Source organism: Roseibium sp. MMSF_3544 (assembly GCF_030732845.1).
Classification (GTDB): domain Bacteria; phylum Pseudomonadota; class Alphaproteobacteria; order Rhizobiales; family Stappiaceae; genus Roseibium.
In genome coordinates this window covers 20,124-45,958 of the sequence record NZ_JASHKA010000037.1, presented here as the reverse complement: position 1 = coordinate 45,958, position 25,835 = coordinate 20,124, and the positions used below count along the sequence as shown (strand labels likewise).

25 protein-coding genes are annotated in these 25,835 nt (G+C 57.6%); 11 read left to right on the top strand and 14 right to left on the bottom strand.

The window, feature by feature from the left end:
- Nucleotides 1-142 precede the first annotated feature (142 nt).
- Nucleotides 143-808, bottom strand: a complete 666-nt coding sequence (locus RBB47_RS29320; RefSeq protein WP_305989480.1) for a helix-turn-helix domain-containing protein — start codon at nt 806-808, stop codon at nt 143-145.
- Between the two features lie 82 nt (nt 809-890).
- Here RBB47_RS29320 and RBB47_RS29315 point away from each other — a divergent pair, with 82 nt between their 5' ends.
- Both RBB47_RS29315 and RBB47_RS29310 read left to right on the top strand, forming a co-directional pair.
- Complete coding sequence (locus RBB47_RS29315) at nt 891-1,997, top strand: NmrA family NAD(P)-binding protein (protein WP_305989479.1); 1,107 nt, start codon at nt 891-893, stop codon at nt 1,995-1,997.
- A 90-nt stretch (nt 1,998-2,087) separates the two neighbouring features.
- Nucleotides 2,088-2,381 (top strand): DUF1330 domain-containing protein, encoded by a 294-nt coding sequence (locus RBB47_RS29310; protein WP_305989478.1) that lies wholly within the window; start codon nt 2,088-2,090, stop codon nt 2,379-2,381.
- A 168-nt stretch (nt 2,382-2,549) separates the two neighbouring features.
- On the opposite strand, the gene RBB47_RS29305 is transcribed toward RBB47_RS29310, so the two are convergent.
- The 6 genes from RBB47_RS29305 to RBB47_RS29280 form a co-directional block, all read right to left on the bottom strand.
- Nucleotides 2,550-2,960, bottom strand: coding sequence for a hypothetical protein (locus tag RBB47_RS29305; protein ID WP_305989477.1), 411 nt, complete (start codon nt 2,958-2,960; stop codon nt 2,550-2,552).
- Nucleotides 2,961-3,054: 94 nt separating this feature from the next.
- Nucleotides 3,055-3,882 carry a 3-keto-5-aminohexanoate cleavage protein gene (locus tag RBB47_RS29300; protein ID WP_305989476.1) on the bottom strand — a complete coding sequence of 276 codons (828 nt, stop codon included), beginning with the start codon at nt 3,880-3,882 and terminating at the stop codon, nt 3,055-3,057.
- Nucleotides 3,879-4,889, bottom strand: a complete 1,011-nt coding sequence (locus RBB47_RS29295) for a branched-chain amino acid ABC transporter permease (RefSeq protein WP_305989475.1) — start codon at nt 4,887-4,889, stop codon at nt 3,879-3,881. The genes RBB47_RS29300 and RBB47_RS29295 overlap by 4 nt, the downstream gene beginning before the upstream one ends.
- Nucleotides 4,890-4,893: 4 nt before the next feature.
- Nucleotides 4,894-5,760, bottom strand: a complete 867-nt coding sequence (locus tag RBB47_RS29290) for a branched-chain amino acid ABC transporter permease (RefSeq protein WP_305989474.1) — start codon at nt 5,758-5,760, stop codon at nt 4,894-4,896.
- Nucleotides 5,760-6,473, bottom strand: coding sequence for an ABC transporter ATP-binding protein (locus RBB47_RS29285; RefSeq protein ID WP_305989473.1), 714 nt, complete (start codon nt 6,471-6,473; stop codon nt 5,760-5,762). The genes RBB47_RS29290 and RBB47_RS29285 overlap by 1 nt, the downstream gene beginning before the upstream one ends.
- On the bottom strand, nt 6,457-7,188 hold the full coding sequence (locus RBB47_RS29280) for an ABC transporter ATP-binding protein (RefSeq protein WP_305989472.1): 732 nt from the start codon (nt 7,186-7,188) through the stop codon (nt 6,457-6,459). Before RBB47_RS29280 ends, RBB47_RS29285 begins: the two co-directional genes overlap by 17 nt.
- A 205-nt stretch (nt 7,189-7,393) precedes the next feature.
- Between RBB47_RS29280 and RBB47_RS29275 the strand changes: the two genes are divergently transcribed.
- From RBB47_RS29275 to RBB47_RS29255, 5 genes are read left to right on the top strand one after another with little or no spacing between them, the layout of a single operon-like run.
- Nucleotides 7,394-8,260 (top strand): dioxygenase, encoded by an 867-nt coding sequence (locus tag RBB47_RS29275; protein WP_305989471.1) that lies wholly within the window; start codon nt 7,394-7,396, stop codon nt 8,258-8,260.
- Nucleotides 8,261-8,316: 56 nt separating this feature from the next.
- Nucleotides 8,317-9,495 carry a muconate/chloromuconate family cycloisomerase gene (locus RBB47_RS29270; protein ID WP_305989470.1) on the top strand — a complete coding sequence of 393 codons (1,179 nt, stop codon included), beginning with the start codon at nt 8,317-8,319 and terminating at the stop codon, nt 9,493-9,495.
- 1 nt (nt 9,496) lies between these two features.
- Nucleotides 9,497-9,886 carry a hypothetical protein gene (locus tag RBB47_RS29265; protein ID WP_305989469.1) on the top strand — a complete coding sequence of 130 codons (390 nt, stop codon included), beginning with the start codon at nt 9,497-9,499 and terminating at the stop codon, nt 9,884-9,886.
- Nucleotides 9,883-10,725, top strand: coding sequence for an alpha/beta fold hydrolase (locus RBB47_RS29260; RefSeq protein ID WP_305989468.1), 843 nt, complete (start codon nt 9,883-9,885; stop codon nt 10,723-10,725). The genes RBB47_RS29265 and RBB47_RS29260 overlap by 4 nt, the downstream gene beginning before the upstream one ends.
- Nucleotides 10,726-10,734: 9 nt before the next feature.
- Nucleotides 10,735-11,625 (top strand): LysR substrate-binding domain-containing protein, encoded by an 891-nt coding sequence (locus RBB47_RS29255; RefSeq protein ID WP_305989467.1) that lies wholly within the window; start codon nt 10,735-10,737, stop codon nt 11,623-11,625.
- 38 nt (nt 11,626-11,663) lie between these two features.
- On the opposite strand, the gene RBB47_RS29250 is transcribed toward RBB47_RS29255, so the two are convergent.
- The 5 genes from RBB47_RS29250 to RBB47_RS29230 form a co-directional block, all read right to left on the bottom strand.
- Entirely contained in the window at nt 11,664-12,947 is a 1,284-nt protein-coding gene (locus RBB47_RS29250; protein WP_305989466.1) for an ABC transporter substrate-binding protein, read from the bottom strand.
- A gap of 297 nt (nt 12,948-13,244) precedes the next feature.
- Nucleotides 13,245-13,544, bottom strand: a complete 300-nt coding sequence (locus tag RBB47_RS29245) for a hypothetical protein (RefSeq protein ID WP_305989465.1) — start codon at nt 13,542-13,544, stop codon at nt 13,245-13,247.
- 93 nt (nt 13,545-13,637) lie between these two features.
- The gene (locus RBB47_RS29240; RefSeq protein ID WP_305989464.1) at nt 13,638-13,862 is read right to left on the bottom strand and encodes a hypothetical protein; all 225 of its coding nucleotides are present in this window, start codon (nt 13,860-13,862) and stop codon (nt 13,638-13,640) included.
- A 339-nt stretch (nt 13,863-14,201) separates the two neighbouring features.
- Nucleotides 14,202-15,416: an HlyD family secretion protein gene (locus tag RBB47_RS29235; RefSeq protein WP_305989463.1), complete on the bottom strand. Its 1,215-nt coding sequence runs from the start codon at nt 15,414-15,416 to the stop codon at nt 14,202-14,204.
- The gene (locus tag RBB47_RS29230; RefSeq protein WP_305989462.1) at nt 15,413-15,793 is read right to left on the bottom strand and encodes a hypothetical protein; all 381 of its coding nucleotides are present in this window, start codon (nt 15,791-15,793) and stop codon (nt 15,413-15,415) included. Before RBB47_RS29230 ends, RBB47_RS29235 begins: the two co-directional genes overlap by 4 nt.
- A gap of 178 nt (nt 15,794-15,971) precedes the next feature.
- Here RBB47_RS29230 and RBB47_RS29225 point away from each other — a divergent pair, with 178 nt between their 5' ends.
- Complete coding sequence (locus tag RBB47_RS29225; protein ID WP_305989461.1) at nt 15,972-16,979, top strand: AraC family transcriptional regulator; 1,008 nt, start codon at nt 15,972-15,974, stop codon at nt 16,977-16,979.
- A gap of 62 nt (nt 16,980-17,041) precedes the next feature.
- Here RBB47_RS29225 and RBB47_RS29220 read toward each other — a convergent pair whose 3' ends face one another.
- Entirely contained in the window at nt 17,042-18,331 is a 1,290-nt protein-coding gene (locus tag RBB47_RS29220; protein ID WP_305989460.1) for a hypothetical protein, read from the bottom strand.
- 518 nt (nt 18,332-18,849) lie between these two features.
- Between RBB47_RS29220 and RBB47_RS29215 the strand changes: the two genes are divergently transcribed.
- Nucleotides 18,850-20,025 (top strand): hypothetical protein, encoded by a 1,176-nt coding sequence (locus RBB47_RS29215; RefSeq protein ID WP_305989459.1) that lies wholly within the window; start codon nt 18,850-18,852, stop codon nt 20,023-20,025.
- Nucleotides 20,026-20,308: 283 nt separating this feature from the next.
- On the opposite strand, the gene RBB47_RS29210 is transcribed toward RBB47_RS29215, so the two are convergent.
- A complete protein-coding gene (locus RBB47_RS29210) occupies nt 20,309-21,154 on the bottom strand; it encodes an enoyl-CoA hydratase/isomerase family protein (protein ID WP_305989458.1) in 846 nt (281 codons plus the stop codon).
- A 522-nt stretch (nt 21,155-21,676) separates the two neighbouring features.
- Between RBB47_RS29210 and RBB47_RS29205 the strand changes: the two genes are divergently transcribed.
- Together RBB47_RS29205 and RBB47_RS29200 are read left to right on the top strand one after the other, a co-directional pair.
- Nucleotides 21,677-23,164 carry a DUF6212 domain-containing protein gene (locus RBB47_RS29205; RefSeq protein WP_305989457.1) on the top strand — a complete coding sequence of 496 codons (1,488 nt, stop codon included), beginning with the start codon at nt 21,677-21,679 and terminating at the stop codon, nt 23,162-23,164.
- Nucleotides 23,151-25,832, top strand: a complete 2,682-nt coding sequence (locus RBB47_RS29200; RefSeq protein ID WP_305989456.1) for a glycosyltransferase — start codon at nt 23,151-23,153, stop codon at nt 25,830-25,832. The genes RBB47_RS29205 and RBB47_RS29200 overlap by 14 nt, the downstream gene beginning before the upstream one ends.
- Nucleotides 25,833-25,835: the final 3 nt, after the last annotated feature.

Here is a 25,835-nt window from a genome sequence, read left to right as displayed (position 1 = left end):
GCTTGAAAATGAACCACATTTCCTGCGCTTTCGCTCCTTGCCGCTGGTCAAAACGATCCAAACCAAATTGACTTCATGTATGAGTCCGTACCCTAGAGCCCAGCTCGGCAACCTGTAGCCGTTTCACTTGACCGAAAAACCGTCAGGCCGTCCTCAACATGTCGGTAATTCTCGACATCAGCTCCATAAACTCAGCCTCTTTTCCCGGTGAGCGAACCTCAAGACTGCAGTGGTTTGCTGCGAACTCATCTGGATCCATGTCTCCCTCCGTAAGAGCAAGCAAGGCAGAATAGGACGTTGAGAATGTCAGGTCAGGCGCACGGCATTCACCGTATGTCATGTCTGCAGATCCCTCACTGACGTTCAGGCACATCTGTTCGCCATCAACCAAAACAGTCGCGTCGAAGTTCATCTCTGGGGTCGCTACACGCCTGGCTGCCGCTCCCATAGTTGTGGCAACTGTTCTCAGATTACCGGGTGGAACAATGTCGTCCTCTGGCGCGAAACGCGCCCCGAATGCTGCAAGTTCAAAGATGATGTCCGAGGTTTGTTTGCCGAGAGCGGTCAACTCATAGACCGTCGCGCCGTGACCGGCGTCAGCTTTTCTCGCGAGGCCGTCGTCAACCAGTTTCGCCAGCCTCTCCGTCAACAGATTTGCGGCAATTCCGGTCAAGCCGCGCTGGAGTTCGGAAAACCTGGCCGGCCCGGCGTGGAGATCCCGAAGGATTAGCAGGGTCCATCGATCACCAATTCGATCCAGTGCACGGGCAATCGGACAGAGCAGCCTGTAGGAACGTGCTTTTGCCATAGCATCCTCACAAAAATGTTACTTTAAAAAATAAAGTAACAACTTTAATTCAAGAAGTGCCACATTGATCAGGAGACCCCCGATGTCAACCCTGCCCAGAATTCTAGTCACCAGTGCTGCCGGTAAGACCGGCCGGCACGTCACGACCCAATTGCTTGAAAAAGGGTTTCCCGTCCGGGCGTTTGTTCGCAAGCGTGATGGTCGGTCAGATGCCCTTGCCCGCGCCGGCGCCGAGATTTTTGAAGGAGACCAATACGCGCTCTCTGACATGCGCCGGGCCATGCAAGGCATGAAGCGGGCATATCAATGCGCGCCGACCGCGCCAAACGGATTGCACTTCAATGCGATCTTCACGGCCGCCGCCCATGAGGTTGACCTGGAACACGTCGTAACGCTTGGCCAATGGTTGTCCGACGCGGATCATCCGTCCTTGTTTACGCGAGAGGTTTATATCTCCGATTTGCTTATCCGGATGTCGTCCAAGTTCACCGTAACCTCCGTCAACCCAGGATGGTTTGCGGACAACTATCTGATGGTCCTCGACATGGCGGCACATCTGGGGGTGTTCACAATGCCCCTGGGTCCGGGAGATCAGAAAAAAAATGCGCCGCCATCAAATGAAGACATTGCAAGCGTCGCGGTTGCTGCCTTGTCCGACCCCGGTCGACACGCCGGAAAGTCCTATCGGCCAACTGGACCTGAACTGATGTCGCCGAACGAGATCGCTGCTTCCATCGGGAGTGTGCTTGGCCGGAAGGTTCGGTACATGGACATCTCCGAGAAGATGATGTCAAAAGCACTCAGAGCGCTGCCGCCCTCCAACTATTCCGAGGCAGCCGTGTCACAATTGGCGATTTACGCAGATGAATACCGGCGCGGCAGCTTCGCCGTGAACGCACCGACGGACGCCGTCCGGCGGGTCGGTGGCCGTTTGCCGGAACGGTTTGAGAGTATCGTCCGGCGCGCAGTTGCCGAACGGTCCGAGCTTCGCACGACCTCGCTCAGGCGCGTGAAGGCCTTATTGAACTTCGCGAAGATTCTCCTGACCCCAGCATTGGACCTGACAAAGGTTCAGTCGGATCGGGACTATGTTTGCATTCCGCGCCCCAAGTTCAGTCAAAACAGTGCGGACTGGGTGACGACGCATCAACCGCAACGCGTCGCGCAAAACCCTGTCAGCGCAGCTTGAGCGGCTGCAAAACGCTTTCTCCAATTCAATTTCCACCCGGACGGTGCTCCTGCACCGTCCAACGCAGCGGCTCAGCCCAAGGAGGATTTCATGAGCGCACTCTTCATCTCACGTGTCACCATCAAGGATCAGGAGAAGTTTCAGGACTACCTGCAAAAATCCAAGGAAATCGCTTCCCAACACGGTGCGGAACTCCTTGCGAGTGGCAAGGATCCCCGGGCCCTGTCCGGACGAGCAGACACGCATCAACTCGCTGTTGTCGTGCGCTTTCCGACGATAGCGGCTCTGGATGCATGGCATGACTCCAAGGCGTATCAGGATCTCATCCCGCTTCGGGTGGAATCTTCTGATCAGGAGATCACTGTATACCAGCTGGCCAACTGATTAACTTGCGAACAACGCCCCGGTGCGTGTCTTGGGCGCATTGGGGCTTGCCCACAGCGGCAAAGGTGCCAGGACCTCCGCCGAAATATCCATCAGGATCGAAAACTGCCCTGGTTCCGCAATTTTCCCGGTCCGATATCGCGTTTCTTGCTTCCCGGACTGCTTTCGTCAGGGCCCGACGCAGGTCACGCCCATCGTTGGAGATCCGGTAAGCTGGACATATCCGATCTGATACGGCTCCTCATCGTCGGATCGCACAACACGTATTGACGCAATCAGATCGCTTGCCTGGTCATCAATCAGATCGACCTTCACCATGTCATCGTCCGCAAAATCTCGAGCAATCCATGCTGGCGTCGCACCGTCCCTTTTCTGGGTCGAAAAGTACTGGGTTTCGGTGCTTAACGTGACGTCGATTATGGTCAGGACAGGTCCGGCGCCGAACAGAATATTGACTTCAACACCGGAGTCGATGCCATCGCAGAACATGTTGGATGTTGCGCTTGCAGGAGAGGCGAGGAGAGCCAAGGTGCCAAAGCAGGAAGACCATCGCACCATGTCTCTGAAAAGTGATTTCATGAAAATAGCTCCCCCGGAGACGTCGTCATGACGTCTTTGAAATGTCCGACAAGTGTGTCGTCAGCGCACAATTAATCAAGTCGAAAATTGGGCCTCACTTCAGGCCGAGAATGTCCCGGGCTTGCTGAGGTGTTGCGACGGAGCGGTTGTTGGCGGCGCAGATCTCGGCGGTGCGCTTGACGAGTGCCGCGTTGGAAGGCGCAAGCCGGTCCCGGTCAAGGCGGATATTGTCCTCCAGCCCGGTGCGTGCATGGCCGCCGGCAGCGATGGACCACTCGTTCAGGGTGAGCTGGCTGGCGCCGATCCCGGCCGCACACCATTCCGCGGCCGGCATCAGGCGTTCCACGGTCCGGACGTAGTAGTCGAAGACATCCTTGTCCGCCGGCATGGCGTTTTTCACACCCATGACGAACTGGATGTAGATGTCGCCCGGAATGCGTCCGTCCCGGTTCATGGCTGCGGCCTGGTGAATGTGGCTCAGGTCGAAGGCCTCGATCTCCGGTTTGACGTTGTGCGTGCGCATTTCGCCCGCAAGCCAGTCGACCAGATCCGGCGCGTTCTCGTAGACGCGCGTCGGGAAGTTGTTGGAGCCGACAGAGAGCGAAGCCATGTCGGGTTTGAGGGGCAGCATGCCGCCGCGTTCCTTGCCGGCACCAGAGCGTCCGCCGGTGGAGAACTGGATGATCATGCCGGGGCAGTGCTTTTCCAAGCCTTCCTTGAGCCGGGCGAACTTTTCCGGATCGGAGCTGGGGGTCTGATCGTCGTTGCGCACATGCGCATGACAGATCGTTGCCCCGGCCTCGAAGGCTTCTTGCGTGCTTTCCACCTGTTCCGAGACCGTGATCGGCACGGCCGGATTGTGCTCCTTGCGCGTCAGGGAACCGGTGATCGCAACGCAGATGATGCAGGGTTTTCCGGTCACTTCAGGTGCCTCTGGATCTTGAAAAGACTGGGAACGCCCCGCGCCTTCAACGCGCCCCAGATGCCTCGCCGGTCGATGAGCATGACCGCGATCGCCACGACACCGAGACCGATCAGATAAATCGTGCCCAGGTCCGCTGCGATGTCGCGCAGCAAAAAGAACAGGATCACGCCCAGGATCGGGCCCTCAATCGTACCGAGGCCACCGATGACCACGATGAAGATCACGAAGGCCGACCATTCCGTCACGCTGAAGGCCGCATCCGGTGTGATGCGCAGCTTCTGGAAGAAGATGAAAGCACCCGTGAAGGCGGTTCCGATCGCCGTACCGACATAGACCGCGAATTTGATCCGGCGGATCCTGACACCAAGACTTCCCGCTGCTGTTTCGCTGTCGCGGATCGCATTTAGGGCCAGGCCCCAGCGCGAGCGCAAGAGCAGCCACACGGCAAGGACTGCCCCAAGCGCGATGAAGAGAGCGATGTAGTACATCACCATTTCACGGCCTGCCCGGGTGTCAGCAATAGACTTGGCAACACTCACCGGCAAAGAGATGCCCGACCCGCCGCCAAGCGCGGGAAACTGCGCAGCCGTCAGCCGGAAGACCTCGGCGACCACCCATGTGCCGATTGCGAAATAAGCCCCTTGAAGGCGAAACAGCAGCCAGCCTGTGGGGACAGCGATCAGGCCCGCGATCAGGGCTGCAATCGGCATCGCAGCGAGAACCGGTATTCCACCAAACATGGCCAGCGCGAAGAACAGATATCCGCCGATGCCAACGAAGGCCTGTTGCCCGACGGAAATCAGTCCCGTGTAACCCGCAAGCAGGTTCCACATCTGGGCCAGAGCCAGGAAACTCAGGGCTTCCATGAGCATCCTCAGATCCGCCCGCCCGGCCCAAAGCGGTGCACTCACCAGGGCCACAAGACAAACTAGGGCGGCGGCGACAAGCATGTAGTTCGCCGGGTTGCTCCCAATGGCGGGAGCTCTTTGTGTTGCAATCTCCATGACGTTATCCCTTCGCTTTGGCAAACAGACCGGACGGCCGCACGATCAGGACTGCGAGAAACGCAAGATGTCCGGCGAGGATCTGGTAACCCGCGTCGATCTGGGCACCGATTGCCTGGGCAACGCCGAGAATGATCCCACCCGCCAGGGTGCCCCAGATATTGCCCATGCCGCCGATGATGACCGCTTCGAAGGCAAACAGCAGCCGCGACGGGCCGATGGTCGGGTCGAAGTTGGTTTTCATGGCAAGCATTGTGCCGGCGATCGCGACGACACCGCTGGCAATTGCGGTCGCCAGTGCAAAGACATGCCCGTTGTTTGCACCCATCAACGGCACGATTTCCGGATCGTCGGATGTCGCCCGCAACAGGCGGCCCAGCGCTGTGTTGTAGAAAACAAACTGAAGCACTCCGATGACGCCGATAGCCGCCAGGAACATGGCCAGTGGCAGGAGACCAACCGCCAGATCTCCGGATAGGGAGAGGCTCGCCGTGTCAAAGCCACTTGCCGGTACACGCTGGCTGTCGGCGCTGAAGGTCTCAAGAAGGCTGTTCTGGATGATGATCGACAATCCGAACGTCACAAGGACCGGTGGCAGAATGTCATCATCGAGGACCCGGTTGAGCAAGATCCGCTGCCCCGCATATCCGACGGCTGCCATCAAAACGACCACCAGCAAAATGCCGATGATCGGGTTCAGACCGAGGAACAGGACAGCCACCAGCATCAGATAGGCAGCAACGACGATGAAATCGCCATGCGCAATGTTGATGAACCGCATGACGCCGAACATCAGCGAAAGTCCGGCGGCGAATAGGGCGTAGAGCCCCCCGAGAAGCACCCCTTGCAGGATGACATTGATCATTTCCATCAGGCAGCCTCCTCCGTGCCAAGATAGGCCTTTGCAATTTCATCTCTTGTGAGATCTGCTGGTTCGCCCTCGAGCGAGACGCGTCCCTCCTGCAGGCAGTAGACCCGGTCAGCGACCTTCAGGGCCTGCGCAATATCCTGTTCGATGACCACCAGCGATGTGCCACGTTCACGGATGAGCGGCACAGCCGCATAGATCTCCCGCACGATTTTCGGGGCAAGACCGAGGCTGAGCTCGTCACACAGCAAAAGCTTCGGATTGGACATCAGGGCTCTGCCTATGGCGACCATCTGCTGCTGACCGCCAGAGAGTTCCGAGCCGCCGTGACGCTTGCGTTCCAGAAGGGCCGGGAATAGGCGATAGACCTCATCGAGCGACCAGGGACCCTTGCGTCTTCCGGATGCGCCGATCTTCAGATTTTCCTCAACGCTCAGCGAGGGAAACAGGCGACGGCCTTCAGGCACCATCGCCAGACCGAGCTGGTGAATGCGATTGGCCGCCAGGCCGGAGATGGCGGTTCCGCAGAAACCGATGGATTGTCCGGGGACCGGGTGAAGACCCGTCAGCGATCTCAGCAGGGTCGACTTGCCGGCACCGTTCGCACCGATGATGGCAACCGTCTCGCCTTCGTCCACTGCGATATCGACACCGAACAAGGCCTGAAAGTCGCCGTAAAACGCTTTCAGGTCCTGCGTTTCAAGCAGCTTCGTCATCGACATCAATCCCCAGATAGATTTCCTTCACGACCGGCTCGTTGATCACCTCCGCCGGATCACCGTCCGCAATCACCCTGCCGTAGTCGATGACAACCAGTCGCTCAGCGACCGCGGTGAGCGCATGAACAATGTGCTCGATCCAGATGATCGAGACGCCGCTTGCGTGGATCCGCTTGATCAACTCGACCAGGAGCTTGCATTCCCCGTCGGTGAGACCGCCGGCAATTTCATCCAGAAGAAGCAGCCGCGGGCGGGTTGCCAGCGCGCGCGCCAGCTCAAGGCGCTTGCGTTCCAGAAGGGACAACTTTCCAGCGGGTGTATTGGCCTTTGACAGAAGTCCGGTCTGGTGAAGGATCTCCCGGCACCCCTCCCCATCCGCCGGTTTGCCGCCGATGCCAAACGCTTCGGCAACAAGCAGGTTCTCGTAGACGGTCAATCCGACAAACGGGTGCGGGATCTGAAAGGAACGGGCAATCCCCGCGTTGCAACGCTCGGCCGCCGAAAAACCGGTTATGTCGGCTTCATTGAAAAAGATCCGCCCTGAACTGACGGTCGTCGTGCCGCCGATCAGATTAAAGAGCGTGCTCTTGCCGGCTCCGTTCGGTCCGATGATCCCAAGCGCCTGCCCCTCCGGCACGGACAGGGAAACGCCGTCGGTTACCGTGAGCGCCCCATATTTCTTTGAAACCGCATCGAGCCTCAAGACATCCATGATACCGTCCTCCTGCCCTCAAACTGGACGGAGTGTGGCTGAAGGCTCAATGCCGGTTTCGGTGTCGCGTAATACCTTGTTCGTTAAGATTGCCGGCGCGTGATATCACATCGGTATGACCGTATACCCGAGCGAGCATTGGTCCCGGGCGACGATCGCGTCACTGTGACGGAAAGCAAGTTGACTGCGATCGATGGAGGAGAGCATGCGTAACATCACCCTGGAAAACATCACGGACGCCGTAACAACGTCGCTCGGTGACGACATTCCCCCGCGCAACAGGGAAATCCTGGTCAGTGCCCTGAAGCACATTCACAATTTCTGCAAGGAAGTGAACCTGAGCTACGCCGAATGGCTCGAGGCGATGGAATGGCTCCGCCGCGCCGGGGACATTTCCGATGATGCCCGCAACGAGTTCATTCTGATCTCGGACATTATCGGCGTGGAAGTGCTCGTCGACATGCTCGACCAGATGCCGACACACGGCGAAACCGTCACCACCGTCTTGGGCCCGTTCTACCGGGACAATCCACCCGTCCTGCCCAAGGGCGCTTCAATTGTCCAGAAGTCCTTCGAGGGCCAGGAAACCGTTCGGGTTCGCGGCCGGATCCTGGACACGGACGGCGTTCCCGTTTCCGGCGTTATCGTGGATGTCTGGGAGGATGCGCCCAACGGTCTTTACGAACAACAGGACCCGGACCAGCCGGACTACAATCTGCGTGGCCGGTTTGAGACCGACAGCGATGGCCAGTACGAATTCGTTGCCATCCGGCCGGTGCCCTATCCGATCCCGTATGACGGTGCAGCCGGTGAGTTGCTCAACTATATGGGCCATCACCCCTGGCGCCCGGGCCACATCCACTTCCTGATCCAGAAGCCGGGCTACAAGACACTCGTTTCGCAAATCTACGACGGCGAGACGGAATATCTCGACAATGACTCCGTATTCGCCGTGAAAGAGGATCTGATCGGGGAAATGAAACCTGCCGGCGAAGGCGCGGACACGGACCTGGTCATGGATTTCGATTTCGTCATCCGCTCAGACGCCAAGCTGCAGATCGCAGCCGAGTGATCGTCTTCCCGGCCGGTGCTTTTGCCGGCCGGGCACATTCCCGAGCCGAGGTCCCCATGTCACCGTTACAACCGGCCACGCTTGCGGCACACACGCCGTCACGCGACCTGATGCGCGACACGACCATTCGAAGGGTCGAAACGCGCATTCTGGACGTCCCGACCATTCGCAAACACCGTCTTTCAAGCACATCGGTGAATTGCCAAAGTTATGTTCATGTCGCCATTCAGTTTGAAAACGGTGTTGTCGGCCATGGAGAAGCCTCCACTCTAGGCGGCCCGCGTTGGGCAGAAGAAAGTGTCGAAGCCATCAAGGCCAATATCGACAGTTACCTCGCGCCTGTCTTGCTCGGCAAACCGGGATGCCAGCTCGAGGCGGCGGCGCTGTTGCTGGGCAAGGCGGCAAAGCGTAATTTTGCGGCCAAGTCCGCTCTGGACGCTGCCTTGCTCGACGCCCTGGGGATCACGCTTGATGTATCGGCGGCAACCCTCCTTGGTGGAGCGGTGCGAGAAAAGTTCTCGGTGATCTGGGCACTCGCTTCGGGCGACCCGGTTCAGGAAACCGAAGAAGCGCTTTCAAAATTGGAAGCGGGAAAGTTCAACCGATTCAAGATCAAACTCGGCTTTGCAGACCCTTCTCAGGACATTTCGCGCCTGGCGCAACTTCGCAAGAACCTGCCGGAGCAAACGCAGATTATCGCCGACGTCAATCAGGCCTGGAGCGAGGCGGAGACGATCCGCTGGTTGCCGGTTCTGAAGGATCTTCAGATCGACCTCGTCGAACAACCCCTTCCCGCAGAACAGACCGCCGCCATGGCAAGAACAGCGGCGCGCAGCCCCATTCCGCTCATGCTGGATGAAGCGGTGTTTACGGAAGAAGAAGCCCTCGCCGCCTGCAGCGAAGGTGCCGGGTCGGTCCTGTCGTTGAAACTCTGCAAGCACGGGTCCGCCCACGCGCTCAAAAGGGTTGCTGGCATCGCAGATGCCGCCGGATTGCAGCTCTATGGAGGATGCCTTCTGGAAAGCAGCCTCGGAGCCGCCGCTCATCTTGCGGTTTTTGCAACTTTGCCGTCGCTGCAATGGGGGACCGAGCATTTCGGCCCGTTGATCCTGGAATCTGACACGACGCTTGAAAGCCTTCACTTTGAGGATTTTCACGTCCATCTGCCAAGCGGGCCCGGACTGGGCGTTCAGGTCAATCCGATTATCGCAACAAGGTTTGACCGGGAGACATGACATGACACCGCAGCAAGTCTTTCCAAGACTGCAGGAAATGCAGGCGTCTCATAACGACAGACCGCATCTTGCACGGCTTGGCGCCCTTTTCTCTGAAACCGTTCTTCTCGAGGTCGACACGGTCGAGCACTATCTGACGTTTGAAAAAGGCAAACTTGTGCTTCTCGCGGAAGGCCCGAGCCGGAAAACCCCCTGGCGGTTTGCCCTGCGCACGGACGCAGATGCCTTGGACCGGTTCTGGAGCGCCTTGCCGGAACCCGGCTTCCACGACATTTTCGGCCTTGTCAAACTCAATCGCGGACGGATCGACGGCGACATCCTGTGTCTGGTGAAAAACCTGCGTTTCTTCAAGGAGTTCATGGCGCTCGGGCGGCAGGAGGCAGCGGGATGATAGCGCATCTTGAACCGATCACCGGCCGGTATGTGAACCTTGAGATTGAAGGCGCTCCCGTGCGTATTTATTTCGAAGAGGCAGGTACGGGAACACCAGTCTTGTGCTTTCACACAGCCGGCGCCGACAATCGCCAATGGCGCCACATCCTGAACGACGAGGCACTGACCTCCCGCTATCGCTTCATCGCACCGGACATGCCCCGGCATGGCAAGTCGCTGCCACCTGAAGGCTGGCAGACGGAAGAATATCTGCTCACGACCGAGACCTACATTTCAACCGTCCTCGCCTTTGCAGATGCGCTCGGTCTGGACAAACCCATCTATGCGGGTTGTTCCATGGGTGGGCGCATCGCGTTGCAACTCGCCTTAAGGCATCCAAGCCGGTTTTCCGGCTTCATCGCCATCGAAGCATCGGACTTCCAGCCGGCCTGGTACGACATCGACTGGTTTCACAGGCCCGACGCGCCCGGGGGCGAGATGGGAGCGGCGCTCGTATCCGCCAATATCGCGCCGCAGGCTCCAAGCGTCGAACGATGGAACACGCAGTGGATGTTCATGCAGTCTGGGCCGGGCGTTTTCCGGGGCGATCTCAGTTTCTATACAAGAGACGATAGTCTTGTCGGACAGCTTCACAGGATCGACACCAAACGTGCGCCCGTGCATCTGCTCGTCGGTGAGTATGACCTGACATGCACACCCGAAGATGCACTTCGCACTGCCGACGCGATCGACGGGGCAACATGTGACGTCATGCCCGGGATCGGTCATTTCCCCATGAGCGAGCATCCTGAAGCCTTTCGCCCCCACTTCGTTGCGGCGCTGGAGCGGATGCCGTAAAGAATCCCGATGGAACTCAAGCGCCTCCGATATTTTGTCGCCGTTGCCGAAGAACTCCATTTCGGCCGCGCTGCGGAGCGTTTGGAAATGGCGCAACCGCCCCTTTCGCGGCAGATTGCCCAGCTGGAAAAGGATCTGAACGTCAAGCTGTTCGACCGGTCGCGAGCCCAGATCAGGCTGACGCCGGCAGGCGACGTTCTGCTTGAACGGGCGCGCCAGATACTGGACCAGCTCGACTCGACTTTCAGGGAAGTCACACGCATCGGACAGGGCAGCGCCGGCCGATTGAGGATCGCTTTTGTCGGCTCGGCCTCGCACGGGGTCCTGCCCATCCTCATAAAGTCCTACCGCTCCCATTATCCGGACGTTGACCTTGCGTTGTCGGCCATGAACAACGCCGATCTTGAGCGCGCACTGGTCCAACGCGAAATCGACATTGCCGTCGCGCGCCCGTCGCTCACATTCGAGGAATTCCGTTCCGTCGAGCTGCATCGCGAGCCGCTTGTCCTGGCAATGCCCGACAACAGTCCTTTGAACGCCAGTGGCCAGATCGCGCTGAAAGACACAGCGACTGAGACCTTCATTCTCTATCCAAGGCGCCCGCGCCCGAGCTTTGCGGACTATATCCTTGGCGTCTTGAACACTGAGGGCATTACGCCGAAGGAAACGATCTTCGCCCAGGACTATCAAACGGCGATAAGCCTGGTTTCGGTCGGCGTGGGCCTTTCGCTGGTGCCGGAAAGCGTTTCCACCACCCAGCGCCCCGGCGTCTTTTACAAGCACTACACGGGCACAAACCCCGGCACGGGGTTAAGCGCGCATGCCCGGCGCGACAACACGAAGCCCCACGTCCTCAATTTCTTCAAGATCATCGAAACCTACAAAAGAAAGACCCGCTGAAAAGTCAGCGGGTCAGGTGGGGAGGCTTGCCGGATCGTTCAGGTGATCGGCCGCACGTCGGCGGTCAGGGGAATGTTCGTGTGATCCCGGTTTTCGACGAGATCGAGAACGGGTGCGCCGTTCTCAAGGCGCCACTGACCACCGACGAGCGGTGTCTTGGCAATGTTCGGCACCGGACCCGACGAGAAATCGATCGGACCGACGATCGTTTCCAGGGACGTCTTTCTAATAGCCGAGGCAATGCTGTCCGGGTCATCCAGATCTTCAGTTCTTCCCAGCGCGTCGATCGCGACTTCAAACAATGAATGCTTGAAACCGAGCGGCATGGTCCAGGGACGGCCAGTGGCGCTTTCATAATCTGCCGCAAGCTGAGCCGAGTTTTGTCCTGTGAAACTCGAAGCAAACGGATGGTGGGGTGACCACCAGACTTCGACGGACAACCCGTCAGCCCGATCTCCAAGGGCAGCCATCGCTTGCGGGAATTCGGAAGCCTTTGCGACATTGACGACCTTCGGCTTGAAGCCCTGCTGCGCTGCCTGTGTCCAGAATGTCGTGAAATCCGGTGGAATGACCACACCTGTCACGATTTCCACGCCCGCCGACTTGAACGCGGAGATCTGGGACGAAAAGTCATCGGTCATGGATTGGAACCGGCCAGTATCGACAAGCTGGTAGCCGCGTTCGCTCATGACGGGCGGAAAGCCGAGCTTCGGATCCCCCCAGGCGTTTCCATCCGGATCATTCGGCCAGAGCGCGCCGACAACCTTGTTGGTATCCACCGCGTCCCAGATCCCGGTGAAAACGGAAATGATGTCTTCCAGCCCCCAGAAAAAATGAAACGTGTAGTCGAACCCGGTTTCCGGGTCGCCCTGCCGCCCAAAGAAGTGCGGCTGCCACGGTGTATCGTTGGTGATGCACGGGACACCGTTGAGTTCCGCCTGGTCGGCGACCGGGTTGGTTGTATCCGGGGTCGATGTGGCCGTGATGATGTCGACCTCATCCTCGAATATCAGTTCCTGCGCCACGGACGACGCGCGGTTGGAACTTGACTGGCTGTCCTTGACGATGAACTCAACAGGGTGGGCAGTGCCGTTTATCTCAAGGCCGTTCGCAAGCTGGGACCGGAACTGATTGAGAACGAACTCGTCCGGCTCTGCGAAAATGGCAAGCGGTCCGGTTTTCGGTGTCACAAAGCCAATCTTGATCGGCCGGTTCCTGGCGATCGCCGGGGCGCTCAAACCGCCAACCAGGGACGCGGCGGCAACAGCACCGCCAGCTTTGATGAGCGAGCGTCTTGAGAGTGAAAATTTACGGTGTGTCATAGTCTCCTCCCGTCATGACATGGAAGGAGGCTAGAAAATCGAAGCACGGAGAGCGATGCCGTCTTCAGTATCGTGCAATACCGTTGATCTTTAGGAAAAAAGACCTGGCCGGGTCGAGGGGATTAACTTGATTGCTGCAGTCACCGTTTGCTGCGTCTCGCCGTTCGGCGAATGAAGGATCAGGATTTGGACTGGAGAGTGCTCGGCTTGAGTTTCGGTTTTCCAGAACCAAAACGGCTTCGGGAGCTGGCATTGCCAGCTCCCGAAAGTCCGTTGATATCAATGTTCGAAAGCGTCCTAAGGGTTGACGACAACATACACTGTCGTGCCGTTCTCCGTTACCGCCTGATAGTACACACCACCGCAATTGTAGTAGGCGTTGTACGGCGTGCAGCCTGAAATGGAATGACGGCGATTGACCCTTCGGGAGGTTCTACGCGCGGTTCGGCGGGCGGCGTTTTGTGAAGCTGTCTGAGCGCTGGCCTCGCCGACCTTGAAGGATAAAGATCCGGTGGACTGCGGCGACGGCAAGTCGATATTGCTGACAAATCCAACTGAAAAGGCGGCAGCGGCAAGTGTGAGTGCTTTGGCGTTCATTTTACATTTCCTTTGAGTTTTGCTGCTTCAGGCGCTTCGGCCATCGTGAAGGCAGTCAATGAATTGCTGGTGGGGTTTAAGGCGCTGTCAGGGTTAGTTGCTTTCAGCCGCAGTCTCGGCGGCCTCGTGCCGGCGGTTCACCCGACGCGAGGTTCTGCGGGACGTGCGCCGAGCCGCGTTCTGGGATGCCGTCTGCGCATTGGCTTCACTCAATTGAAAGCTCACTGGCGCACCGGACGGAATGGGATTGAGGTTTACTTCGCCGACATAACCGATCGAAAAGGCGATTGCTGCGAGTGTGAGTGCTTTTACTTTCACGATACTGCTCCTTTGAAATTCAACCGCCCCCCAAAGGGCAGTTTGCTTGCTGACACGGTGAATATGGTCGATGGGAGTCGGGAGATCTTTTGATGCCTGGCCAGGTGTTTAATCGTTCTGGCCAAATTGATCCGTGGAGCCTGAGCGAAGGGAAAGCCGGTGGGGGAGAGCGCCGTTATCCGCAGGAAACCGGGGCGCTTAGGGTCAGGACCCTAGGTGTTTTTCGCCGCTTGTTTCAGGAACAGGTCAGCAGCGGTGACAGACGAGACACACAAGAAAACAGGCGCCGGTTCAGGAACCCGCGCCTGTTTGCACATCTTCGATGTGATGGTTTGAAGATCAGTGGCTCGCGCCCGCAAGACCGATCCCCGAGGCGAGACCGAGCCAGGCCTTGATCCGCAGGCCGACGGCCTTGATGATCCCGAGAGCCTCGATCACGTGAGCGGTCACACTTCCTTCCAGATCGCCCTTGAGGTCGGTGGTGTAGGTCTGGACGATACAGCCGCTGCCCGGGACAAGAAGGTTCTGATGCTCCGGATGGACAAGGTCCAGATGCGCGACCACCTGACCTCGCTTGGCGCGTTCTGCAGGTTCCATCAACCGGCCTGAGGGAGCCAGCTGTCCGGAGGAAATCGGCTCCTGGATCCGCGTGATGCGGGCCGGCAATACCGTGTTCTTCATGGCGATGTTGAAGTTGCTTTCGCAAGCGATCTCCGCCGCCATGCCCTCATAGATTTCGGTGCGGGACACCTGCGAAAATCCTGCGACAATGCGGCCGTTTTCCTTCGGCAAGCGGTCCGGCACGATCAGAAGAGCCGGGCTCATCGCAGCCTGAGCAGCGCGGGCACCGACACTCAGCGTCAGCTGTTCAACGGTGCCGTCCACGTAGCTGTGCACCCGGGTCTTGTCCAGTTCTACCTCGGCCTGTTTCAAAGAGGCCCTGGCGCTTTCCAGCTGCGCCGGCAAAACAGCCTTTGCCTGCACCTTGGCGGTTTCCAGACTGCTTTTGGCAGCCTCGACGTCCGCGCTGCGCGCGTCGCGCTGGGAAATGGCACGCTCGTGCTGGCTGGGCTGATAGGCGGCCGATCCACGCGAGTGCAGTTCGCGCTGGTCGGCCAGCGCAAGCTCTGCTTGTCTGAGAGCTGCATGTGCGGCGTCGAGCGCGGCAGCGGCTGTTTCAACGTCCTGGTCGGCAGCCTGCATTGCGGCTTCAACTTCTTCGACCTTGCGCTGGCTGTAGTCCACTTTCGCCAGTTCGGAGCTGTTTTCGATCGCAAAAAGGGGATCTCCGACTTTTACGTGGTCACCGCCCTTGACGAAAACCTCAGTGACTGTACCGCCCGTTTCGGCAACGACGGGAACGGTGCGGAAAGGAACCAGACCCGTATAGGATTTCGGATAGTAGTAGAACACGGCAAAGAAGACGATCAATGCCAGCACGAACCACAGGAACAAAGCCCGATGGACGTTGTAAAGCGTGATCGGCAGACTCCGCCAGCGCAGATACATGACCCTCAAAACGAAGGGGAACGAGGTAACAAGGAGCTCGATCATTGTGCTGCCTCCTCTTCATCCGGGCGCCACCACAGCATGAAGTCCCGGGCGATCGCCGTCAGGATCAGGGCCGTAGGCAGAAGGATGCTGAAATGGTCCAGTGCAGGCATGATCTCGTAAGCCAGCGCTATGGTCAGTATGGTCGGAATGGTGGTGCGAAGCGGCGTGCCCTTGGCGCGATGTTCGGCGTAGTGGTCGAATTGCGAATAAAGATGAACCACAAGAAAGATCGCCAGAAAAAAGATGATAAGGCCGACCCAGGCGTACCAGTCGGATTGCCCTGGAACGACCCACCATCTGGGATCGCCGCCACTTGCGGCGGCCTCGGTGGTTAGGGCGCCGGTAAAGGCCAATGCCGGCAAGATGAACGTCTTCACGATGAATGTCCTTTGCTGTTGAAGATGGCCGCCCCCCGAGGGCAGCATCGGTGTTCACAGCCGACAGATGGGGAAAACAGGAGACGCGTTCTTTTGAGCTCTGGCCACGCGTTTAACAGTTCTGGACAATTTGCAGCTATCTTGCACAGCTGATCGATACATCCGGGAGACATGACTGATGCCGCGCGTCAGTGCCTATCGTTTGAAACACGTAGCCAGGTGCTTTGAGCAGGAACCGGCAGCGGATTTTGCTTTCCATGAAATCCTGGAAAAGTGCGGCATCGATGCAAAAATTCTGGATGCCCCGGAAGCAAAGGTCGAGTTGACGGCGGAAGCAGCGGTCGTCGAGCTTTCCTGCGAGGTCCTTGGAGACAGGACATTCGCGGCCCGTGCAGGTTTGTCGACACCCGGCTCAAAAACCCTATTGGCCTACCTGGCAAGGGCGAGCGAGACGGTTGGTCAGGTTCTGGCGCTGGCCCAGAAATACTACGCACTTGAAGACCCCGACCTGCAGTTTCATCTCAGTAAGACCTCAAAAGGACCCGTCATCGCCTTTGAAAGCTCGGTGCTGGCAAGCCATCAGGCGCCGAGACATCGTGAACTGCTCGTTTTCGGGGCCTACAGGCGAACCCAGCAAATTGCCGGCCCGGAGTTCGGTCCCTTGGCGATCGTTCTGGAAACCAATGACCTTGCCCACTGCGCCGAGCTCGAACGTTGTGCGGACTGCGAGATCATTTGCGGTCAGTCTGTCAGCGGCGTGCGGCTTCCGCTCGGAGGACTTGATCACCCGATTTCAACTTACGATCCAGCCTTGCTGGATCATCTGCTGATTCATGGAGATGCCCGTCTGGAGGCAGAAAGCCAGGCAGCGCCAACGCTTTCGCAAAAGGTTATCAATCTGGTGCGCGGACAGCTGCCCGGACATCTGCCGAGCGGTGATGAAGTCGCGTCAAAACTTTGCATGACACGGCGCACATTCACCCGGCATCTGGCCGCCGAAGGGACAAACTACAAGTCGCTCATTGATACCGCTCGCAGCGACATCGCCAAACGACTTCTCCTGGGAGAAAGCAGCATCGCACAAGTCGCGTTCCTGCTCGATTTTTCCGATCAGGCCGCCTTCTCGGTCGCCTTCAAGCGATGGACCGGCACAACCCCTGCCCAGTTCAAAAGAGCGAACGGGTAAAAGGCACACTTGACGTCTTCCAGGGTCCGTCCGCTTCAAGGCGATGAGCTGCTGCAAGACCACTATCTGTTTGCATCGGCAGCCAGAAACCGGCTCATGCGGGCGAGTGCCTCAAGCTTGGCTTCCGGTGTTTCCAGGTTCAGCGCCATCAGCAGCGCCAGGGTATTGTCCCGTCCGGTCTGCGCGTTGATGATCATGTGGTGCGCATGCTGACGGCTTCTGACATCGGGGAGTGCGGCGATCAGTTTTTCAACCGCTTCCGGATTATCTGAAAGGGACTCAGCGACCGCGACAGCCACGATGGCATCGTCCAGCATAAACCGGTCGCGTCCGGTTTTTTCGCCGGCATCGCGGATCAGTCCGTCCAGCAAGACATGGGCTTCATCAAGACAGGTATTGGGACCGTCGTTGCCACGCGCCACAAAGCTGCTGGCGCAATATCCATAGACCGATGCAAGTACGTCCATTGCACCCGCTTCTTCCGCCAACCCCCGCGCGAGGGCCCAGTTCCCAGCCCGGGCTGCGGTTTGCACAAGTCCGCCCAGAACGCTTTCCCGTACCTGATCGGAGGTCGCGCTGCGGGCAAGTGTCAAGGCTCGCTCCGTCTCGCCCTCCTTGATCCTGAACTCCGCAGCGCGCGAAAGCGTCAGGTAGCGCTTATCCTCGGGGAGCGCTTCCCTGAGGTCCGCAGCTTCGGCCATCAAGGCATGCGCTTCATCCTTCCGCCCGTCCTTCGCTCGGCGGGTTGCCAGTTCGATAAGTGTGATCGCACTGTTGGACGGATCCAGAATGGCGCGCGCGGCTTCTTCGGCAGCATCATGATCGCCCGCCATTTCGAGTGCGCTTGCAAGCCGGTAATGTCCGTGAGGTGCTTTTGTTTCCGCCTCGACCTCGGCTGCGGCAGCAAGCGCCTGATCAAGAAACGCGCGCGCGTCGTCGCCCTTTTCCTTTCGAAACGCCGCCTCCGCCATCATCGCGTAGTCCACCACACGCCGTTCAGCCGTGATACTCTCATCGAGGAGCGGCTTTTCCGACGACGCAACGCCCTTGCCAGGCTGCTGCGCGGCCAGTGTTTTCAGAACCTGGTTACGGCTCCGCTCGGTCTTGATGCGCTCGGCGATTGCAAGGGCCTCTTCTTCACGACCGGTCAGAGCGAGCGCACGTCCGTAGTCCGACAAAACTGCGTCTGTGCGGTATCCTGGCCTGAGATCGCCGATCGCCGAGGCAACCATGTCCAGGAGGCAGTCTACGGTGGGCTCCCGGACGCAATAAGGGTCCGCATCCAGAGCCAGAAGGGGCGTAGACGCCGACACAAGCAGGCTGCCGGCGAAAAGAAAAGACCTCCAGTACAAGACCAGTTCCTCCCCTTTCAGGTGCGCATGTTTATCCGCCGGCTGAACGAAATGCTTACAACGAAAAGGTTTTACGACCGGCGGCATCCGAATGCGGTGCGCTGCACCGCCCGCAATGGCACCAGTCTACACCGCGGCGCGGCAGTTCGGTATGTAAAGATTGCGTTTTCTGGATTTCAAAATACGACAAAACCTGTGAGCAATCTTGGCTCTTCGTGAGATCCCGGGGTCGAAGGCATCGACCTGACTGAGCCCCAAAACAAGGAGAACTTAGCCCTACAAAGACGTTAGAAAATTAAAAAAGTCCTGCTCGAAAAACCAGCTAGGAGCCCTTCCAAATTTGGAACGATCTAAAAAATTAATAAAAATTTAATTTGATTTTAATGCCGATATACGCCTACGAATACAACTGTTCGTTGATTAAAATTTCTTCGAGCCAGAGTGCTATTGGATGAAGATCATTCGTTACAAAACTTGTGCACGAACAGTACTGAACAGTGATCTATAGCACTGCATAAGTGTCTGCCCATGAAGGCAAAGAATTAAGTGGTGGAGAAACAATGGCTAGTGCTTTAGACATGATCGTGGAAGGTGACTCCAAGAAGGACCCTTATCTCAACGAGAAAGACGTCGGTGTCTTTAAAACCAGCGAAAAAAGCGGAAACGTTGGAGTTGTTGATTTTGGTGATCGCTCCAAGGCGTATACGATCGACCTTGATAACATCAATGCCTTGACAGTTCTCGACATCAAGGAGAACCAGGCATTCAAAGATATCGCATCGATGGGTCAGGATGGGAAGCGGTTCCAAAACAAGGAACTTGGCCTGATAGACAATGAGTCTGGTGAGGTCGACGCAGAACTTATTGAACTGATCAAGGTTGCTGCGCTTGGTGAAACAGACTCTATTCAACTTGGTAAGATCGAAAGCGGTGCCGTTGAAATACTCGTTGCCGGGGATTGGTCCACGGACGTACTTCGGTTCGAAGGAGATCAGTTGAACGAGGTCCTTGCTTCGTTGTCAGACATTCCTGCAATCTGCGAAGCGCTTCCAACGCTACTAGACCTAAAGAATAAGGATTCTCAGATTGCGGTTTACGACTACGAAGATGACAAAGACAAAGGTTTTGTCGGCAACGACGCTGATGTTGATAGTTCAGCAGTTAAAGCAATCATCGGCGGTTCTAAGCTCGAACTAGATGAAGCTGCCGCGTTGGTTAACTATGCCTTGAGTGACGATGGTCAAAACGACGACGGGATCGAAATCGACTTCAATGGATCGGCATTCATTGTAAACATTACAACGAGGGGCGGCACCGTCGTCGACACTCTTGTGCTCAAAGGTGACGCGCTCTTTGACGAGATCGGAAACAAAGTCATCGGCAACGGCGGTGAGCAAGACGGTCTCGACATGAAAAACGCGGTTAGCCAAACCGCTTTTTTCGACTATGACGAAGCAAACAGCTTCTTCTTCGGAAGTGACAGTTTTGTCGATAGCAAAGACGCCAAAGACATTCTCGGCGGGTCAAGAATGGATTCAGGTGAAGCCGAAGGCCTGGTGGAACTAGCGCTCGCGGGCGATCCGAATGTGCGTTACCTCGCTGGCGATGAAGACAGCGCGATCATTCAAGTTGATGCTGGTGGCGACAGCGTTGATACGCTGATAATCACCGGTGACGATTTTAACTTCGTTTAAGCGACACTGAGTCTACGGACTCAGGAAAAGTTAGCTTTCTGCTGTCTGCCTGTCGTTTTTTTAGACGGGCAGACCGAGCGGGAGCAACGAGTTCCCGTCAACGCCCGCGAAAAGACCCGGACCAACGTTTCGGTCCGAGTCTTTTCGGTAAGCCTAACGATCCCTACGTCCGGAAACGTACCCTAGCACCGCCACCGGCTCTCACCGGTTTTCGCCCGGCAAGAACACGGCGGCAGAAAAAAGTGTCCAGCGCCCGGCCATTCGGCGGGCGCTGCTGTGACAGTTACTGGATTTCCTGCACCTTCATGACAAGTTCATTCCAGTTGCGCTGGTTCTCGATGTCATGCTCAAGACCTTGCTCATCAGCAATCCTGAACCGCTTGAGTGCCGGTGTCTTGCTGGTCGCCTGGTAAAGCCAGTAGGCCTCCGCCTTCAGGGCTTCATCGATCGGTTTGTCGATGGACTCATAAACAGCCTGTTTGCAGGCATTGATCGACTCCGCCGGGAATTGGGCGATACGCCGGGCAAGGTTTTCGACATAGGCACCGATCTCGTCCGGGTCCAGCGCCTTGTTGATGGTGCCGAGCGCCTCGGCCTCGTCCGCGTCAAAGTCGCGTGCACTGAGGATGATCTCCAGCGCTCGCCCGAGGCCGGTCTGGCGCGCCATGCGCGAAGCGCCGCCGCCACAGGGCAGAATGCCCATGCCGACTTCCATTTGCATGAACTTGTACTTGCCGCGCGCCGCAAATCGCATATCCAGAGCCAGGGCGAGTTCATGCCCGCCGCCGCGGGCAAACCCCTCAAGCTTCGCAATGGTTGCCTGGGGCACTTTGCTGATCCGCTCGCAAACTGACTGCAGGTCGAGCAATTGCGCGTCTTCGCGCGAAACCGCCTCGTCCGACATGTCCTTCAAAAGCTCGGTGTCATAATGACAGACCCAGATTTCAGGATTGGCAGACTGGAACACGACCACTTTGGTTTCGCGGTCCCGTTCCAGTCGCATCGCGAGACTGTTCAGGTCAGCCAGCATCTGCTGCCCTTGCACGTTGACCGGCGGATAATCGAACGTCACCCAGGCAATGCCATTGTCGAGTTGAACGTTGAAGGTGGAGAAGTTTTCGTACTTCATGAGGAATTCTCGCTTTCTGGACCCGGCGTGCAGACGCTTCAGCACGCGCTTGTGTGATCAGTAGGTGAGAAAGGACCGCATCTTGCCGGCCCCAACGAGAACACATTTATTATCTCTGAAATCGATAAAAACACCGATTGAATGAATTCAGTATCTTGAAATTTCATATAATAGAAGTGCGTTCGAAACGGGCGTGGCACCCGTGGGCGCGGCACACACGCCTCCCCTGCCCGGTCTACAAAGCCTGTCTGATGTTGCCTAGGCCTCCAGGCGGCGTCAATTTCTCCGAAAAAATAGACGTAAAATAGTTCAAAATTACTTACAATAATTTTGTTTTTATTTCTTCAATTCATGGTTACATCTAATTTTATTTCATGATATTCCTGTGCTGCAGGGCACAAACACAGCGAAAGATGAGTATTTGCTGTAGTTTAGAGAGGTTTTTGTTTCGAAAATGCAGTTGAAGTGCGGGATTGGCCGTTCCAAATGTATCGAAAGCTTCAAGGGACAGCGCAAGACGAAATGTCGTTAGCACCAAGGCAGTTGCCAGCGAGCCGAAAACTGGTATTGGCGTCCGCGCAGGACAGACGAGCAATTGAAAACAGTGCGATCGAGCATCTTGTAAGGTTCATCGATCCTGGCGTGCCGGACATAACCTTGTTCCGGAACACCTTTCCCCTGCTCGCGATTGCATTTTCCAACGAAACCGAAGCCGCACTGAAAACCACGCTCGCATCCATCCGTCGACTGAAAACCATTCCGGAAATTTCCCTGTTGCGGCTCGACCAGGGCAACAGCGAAAGGGATTTCGCGCTCATTCAGGCGCTGCTGAGCGGCGGCGTTGGACAGCTCGCCTCGTTTTCAGCCTCCATCGCGTCGGAATTGACGCTTCTGAGGCGCGAACGTGAAGCGCTGCTTGAAAACTACCGGGCGCTGGAAGATGCCTTTCAGGCGAAAAACTGGGAACCGCTCACGGAAGCTTTTGCGCACGATCCCTATGTCGATCCGAAAGACGAGGGCATCGGCCAGCTTCTTTCCAAAAGCTTCATCGATCAGCTTCTTCCGGTGTCCAGCCACGGTGTGGCCGGGATCGCGCTGCACATGAATTTCGTGCCCAAGAGCGCGGGCGAACTGTGCGTGACGCTCAGCTATGTCGAAAGCGACGAAACCATCATGGAATGGATCGTCGACTACAAGAACCTCGTTGCAGAGTGGAACTACTTCTCACTTTCGCGTGCTTGCGGCGGCAGCGCACAAACCTTGCGCCTGCGCGTTTCCACCTCCGGTTCTGAAACGATCGGGTTGTCGCTCGGTTACCCGATCGCCAGCGAGCGATACACAATCCGTTCGGAAACAGAGCATCCGGATCTCGACATGCGTCCGTTGGCGTTTCGCGTTTACACAGGCGTTCCGGGTGTCGCCCCGGTTCTGACGCCCAACATGATTGCGCCGACCGACGTGTCCGACGCTCCGCGAATTCAGAACTATCATTTGCCTGTGGACCTGCTCAAGCAGACGGCCGATGTGTCGGTGAGAACCGTCATCCCTGATTTCGAGACGGTCAATTTTCTCGAGCATGAGAACGCTCTCATGTGCCATCCGGTTCCGGGCGGCATCACTGCGGGTGCGATCAGCGGTGCGCTTGAAGCGGGAACCGTCTCCGTTTCAGTGAGCGCAATCATAGATCATCCGGAGGGCAGACCCGCCGCCGTCAGTATCTTGCTTGCGCCCGCAAATGAAGATCCGCGGCCGAGAGTGGAGGAAGCGGGCCGGAGTGGATCAAACAGTCCCAGCTCCGTTTTCAGCGGCTGGCGCAAGGTCGGTCCGGGCAATCCGGTGAACATCAACATACAGCTCGACGAGCCGCTGCCTGGTCCGATGAACCTGGTGGTTCTCAGCGGTGCGATCGGTGACTCCGTCGATTTTTCCTGGCTGAAGATCTCCGACTTCCGGATCGCAAAACAAGCTGTCTCCCTGGCAGGAAGGGGCAAAACGCATGTCCAGCAGTGAGGACCCTTCCGATCTGATCGTCGTCGCGATGCCGCTATACGGGCATGCGGCGCTGGCCATGGAGGCAATCCAGTCTGTCCTGTCATCGAACACGCCGAATTGCCGTCTGGAAATTGTGGTGTCCGTCGACGGTGACATCCGGAATGAAACCTTCGACCTGCTTCTTCTTTACGCGGCGGCCTACCCGCAGATCCACGTGGTGTTCGGAGTGAATGCAGGGCCGGGCGGAGCGCGCAACCGGGCAATCGACTTTGTGCTGGAAGAATTGCCGGACGCCCGTGCCATTTACTTTCTCGATGCCGACAACCGGGTCCTGCCGACGACGATCGAGACACTCTACAAGGCCCTTGTGTCGAACGAGTGCGGCTGGGTTTACACGAATATCGACACCTTCTCGGTAAGCTGGCGATCGCATTATGGCAACCGCTATTCCCGTCTGGTTCACTGCATTACCGACAATATCTGCGACACCGGGTCGATGATCTCGATGGAGGTTTTCCACTCCGGCGTTCGCTTCAATGACGACAGGCAAAACGGGTTCGAGGACTGGGAGTTCTGGCTGAGCTGCATCGAACACGGTTTTGTTGGCATGCCCTGCCACGACACGACCTTCGAGTACCGCTTGCGGGCCGAAAGCCGCTTCAAGGATGCCAACCGGGATCGGGCCGCTTCGGAAAGCTTTCTGAAGAAGAGGCACAAGGCCCTTTATCAGCGTCCGACGCTGGTAGACTTCGAACACGAAGAATGTCCGCGCTACATGTTCATGCGCACCGAAGACGGGTCCCTGTCCTGTTTCACCGATCCGAACAAACCGCGCAGGACCATGCTTCTGGATGATCTTATTGCCGAGTTCTGGGCCAGTATCGGCGAACCGGACAATGTCCATTTTCCACCCTTCGTGATGGCCGGAAGCAGAGCAACACTGGATCTCCTGCAGGGCTCCCGCATGCTGCCGGGCATCCTGGCGCATCTGGAGAGCCTGAGTGAGAAAGCCAACGTCGTCTTCGTTCATCTGAGCAACGACAGGCAACAAAGGGAAATCAGTTCGACGCTCCATGACTCCGGCGCGCAAAACATTCCCCCGGCGGACCTCATTTTCCTGTCCACCGCCCTGATCAGGGACGTGATCAGCAACAACGCGCTGGACTGGTTTTCCTCGATCGCCGCCGATCAGGTCTGGCCGACGCTCGCCGTGTTGAATGTGTGCTTCCCTTACCCGCGCAAGCTGCCGCGTCGATCGCTCATTTCCCCGCAGCAAGTGGTTCTGAACTGCGTCAATGCGGTCGCATCAAGCTCGTTTCGCCAGATGGCCGACAAACGTTGGACCTGGCGCCCGATGCGGTTCATGCCCTATTCGGAATTGTACAAGGCCCTGCGCAGGGAACTCGGCGGCTCGCCGGTCCTGCCGCTCGGACATAATCAGGGCGGCAAGCGAACGGCGGCCCTCCTGGTCCCGAACGCCTCCTTCGGCGGCGCGGAAAAGGTCATCTATGCGGCGGCCGGGGAATTGAGGGCAGCAGGGTACGAGACCCATCTCTTCGTTCTCGGCACCACACGTATGGATGTCATCGACGAGTTCGAAAAAAGCTTCGACTACCTTCACTTTTGGGACGAGGGCATCCCCGCCTGGGGCAGTTCAGGTCTGTTCGTGGGTCAGGACTTCATTTCCGAAGATCATCCGATGGACTGGCAACCGCTCAAGGGTCTGCTGTCCGGATTTGACCTCGTCGTAAACAATCACGTCATGGCGGTGCATCCGTTGATCTCACGGCTAAGGTCGGAGGGAGCACGCACCGCCTGTTATCTGCACGTCATTGACAGCACCGTTTTCCAGCGCCCGGCCGGTCAACCCTATGCGGCCATCGCACACGAACATTGTTATGACGCCTTCCTGACATGTTCCGAACAGTTGAAGACCTATCTGCACAGTTTCGGTGTCCCGTTTGAGAAGACGTTCGCTGTCCCGAATTGTGCGAGTTTTTCCGTCACCCCGGCCCTGGTTTCCGAAGTGATGTCGCAGCGCCGGATGGAGGGTCAGGATCGGCGTCTCCGGCTGCTCTATATGGGCCGTCTCGACAGACAGAAGGGCATCGACCGCCTTTCTGCCGCGATCGGTCAGTTGCGCGCGTCGGGAGTGCCCTTCGAAGCGGTCGCGATTGGTGGGGAAATCCTGGCGGACTCGGCTGTCTCCTGGAGTGACAGGCTGCGGGAACAAGGTGTCGTCGTGCGCCCTCCGGTGTTTTCAAGCAATGACCTTATTAAGGCCTTAGGATGGGCCGATATCCTGGTTATGCCATCCCGATGGGAGGGCGCTCCCCTGATGATTGCCGAAGCCCAGCAGCTTGGATGTGTCCCGATTGCCACCGATGTCGGCGCGGTCGGTGAACTCATCACCCATTGGGAAGACGGCATCCTGATCGATGCACCGACCGATGTCGGCGTCGTCACCGAACTGGTGAGCACAATCAGGGAAGTGGCCAACAACCGGCAGAAACTGGCGCCTGTCGTGGAAGGTTGTTTGAGGTCAGCGCAGCGGCGCTCGTGGTCGACCTCGTTCGCTTCCTTCATCGGCTGGTGCGACGACACGGTCGTGAATTCGTCGGCAGTACGCCCAAAGTCGCGCGCCACGGACGAGACCGCATATCGCGGTGTTGTGGCAGCGGAGTGAAAC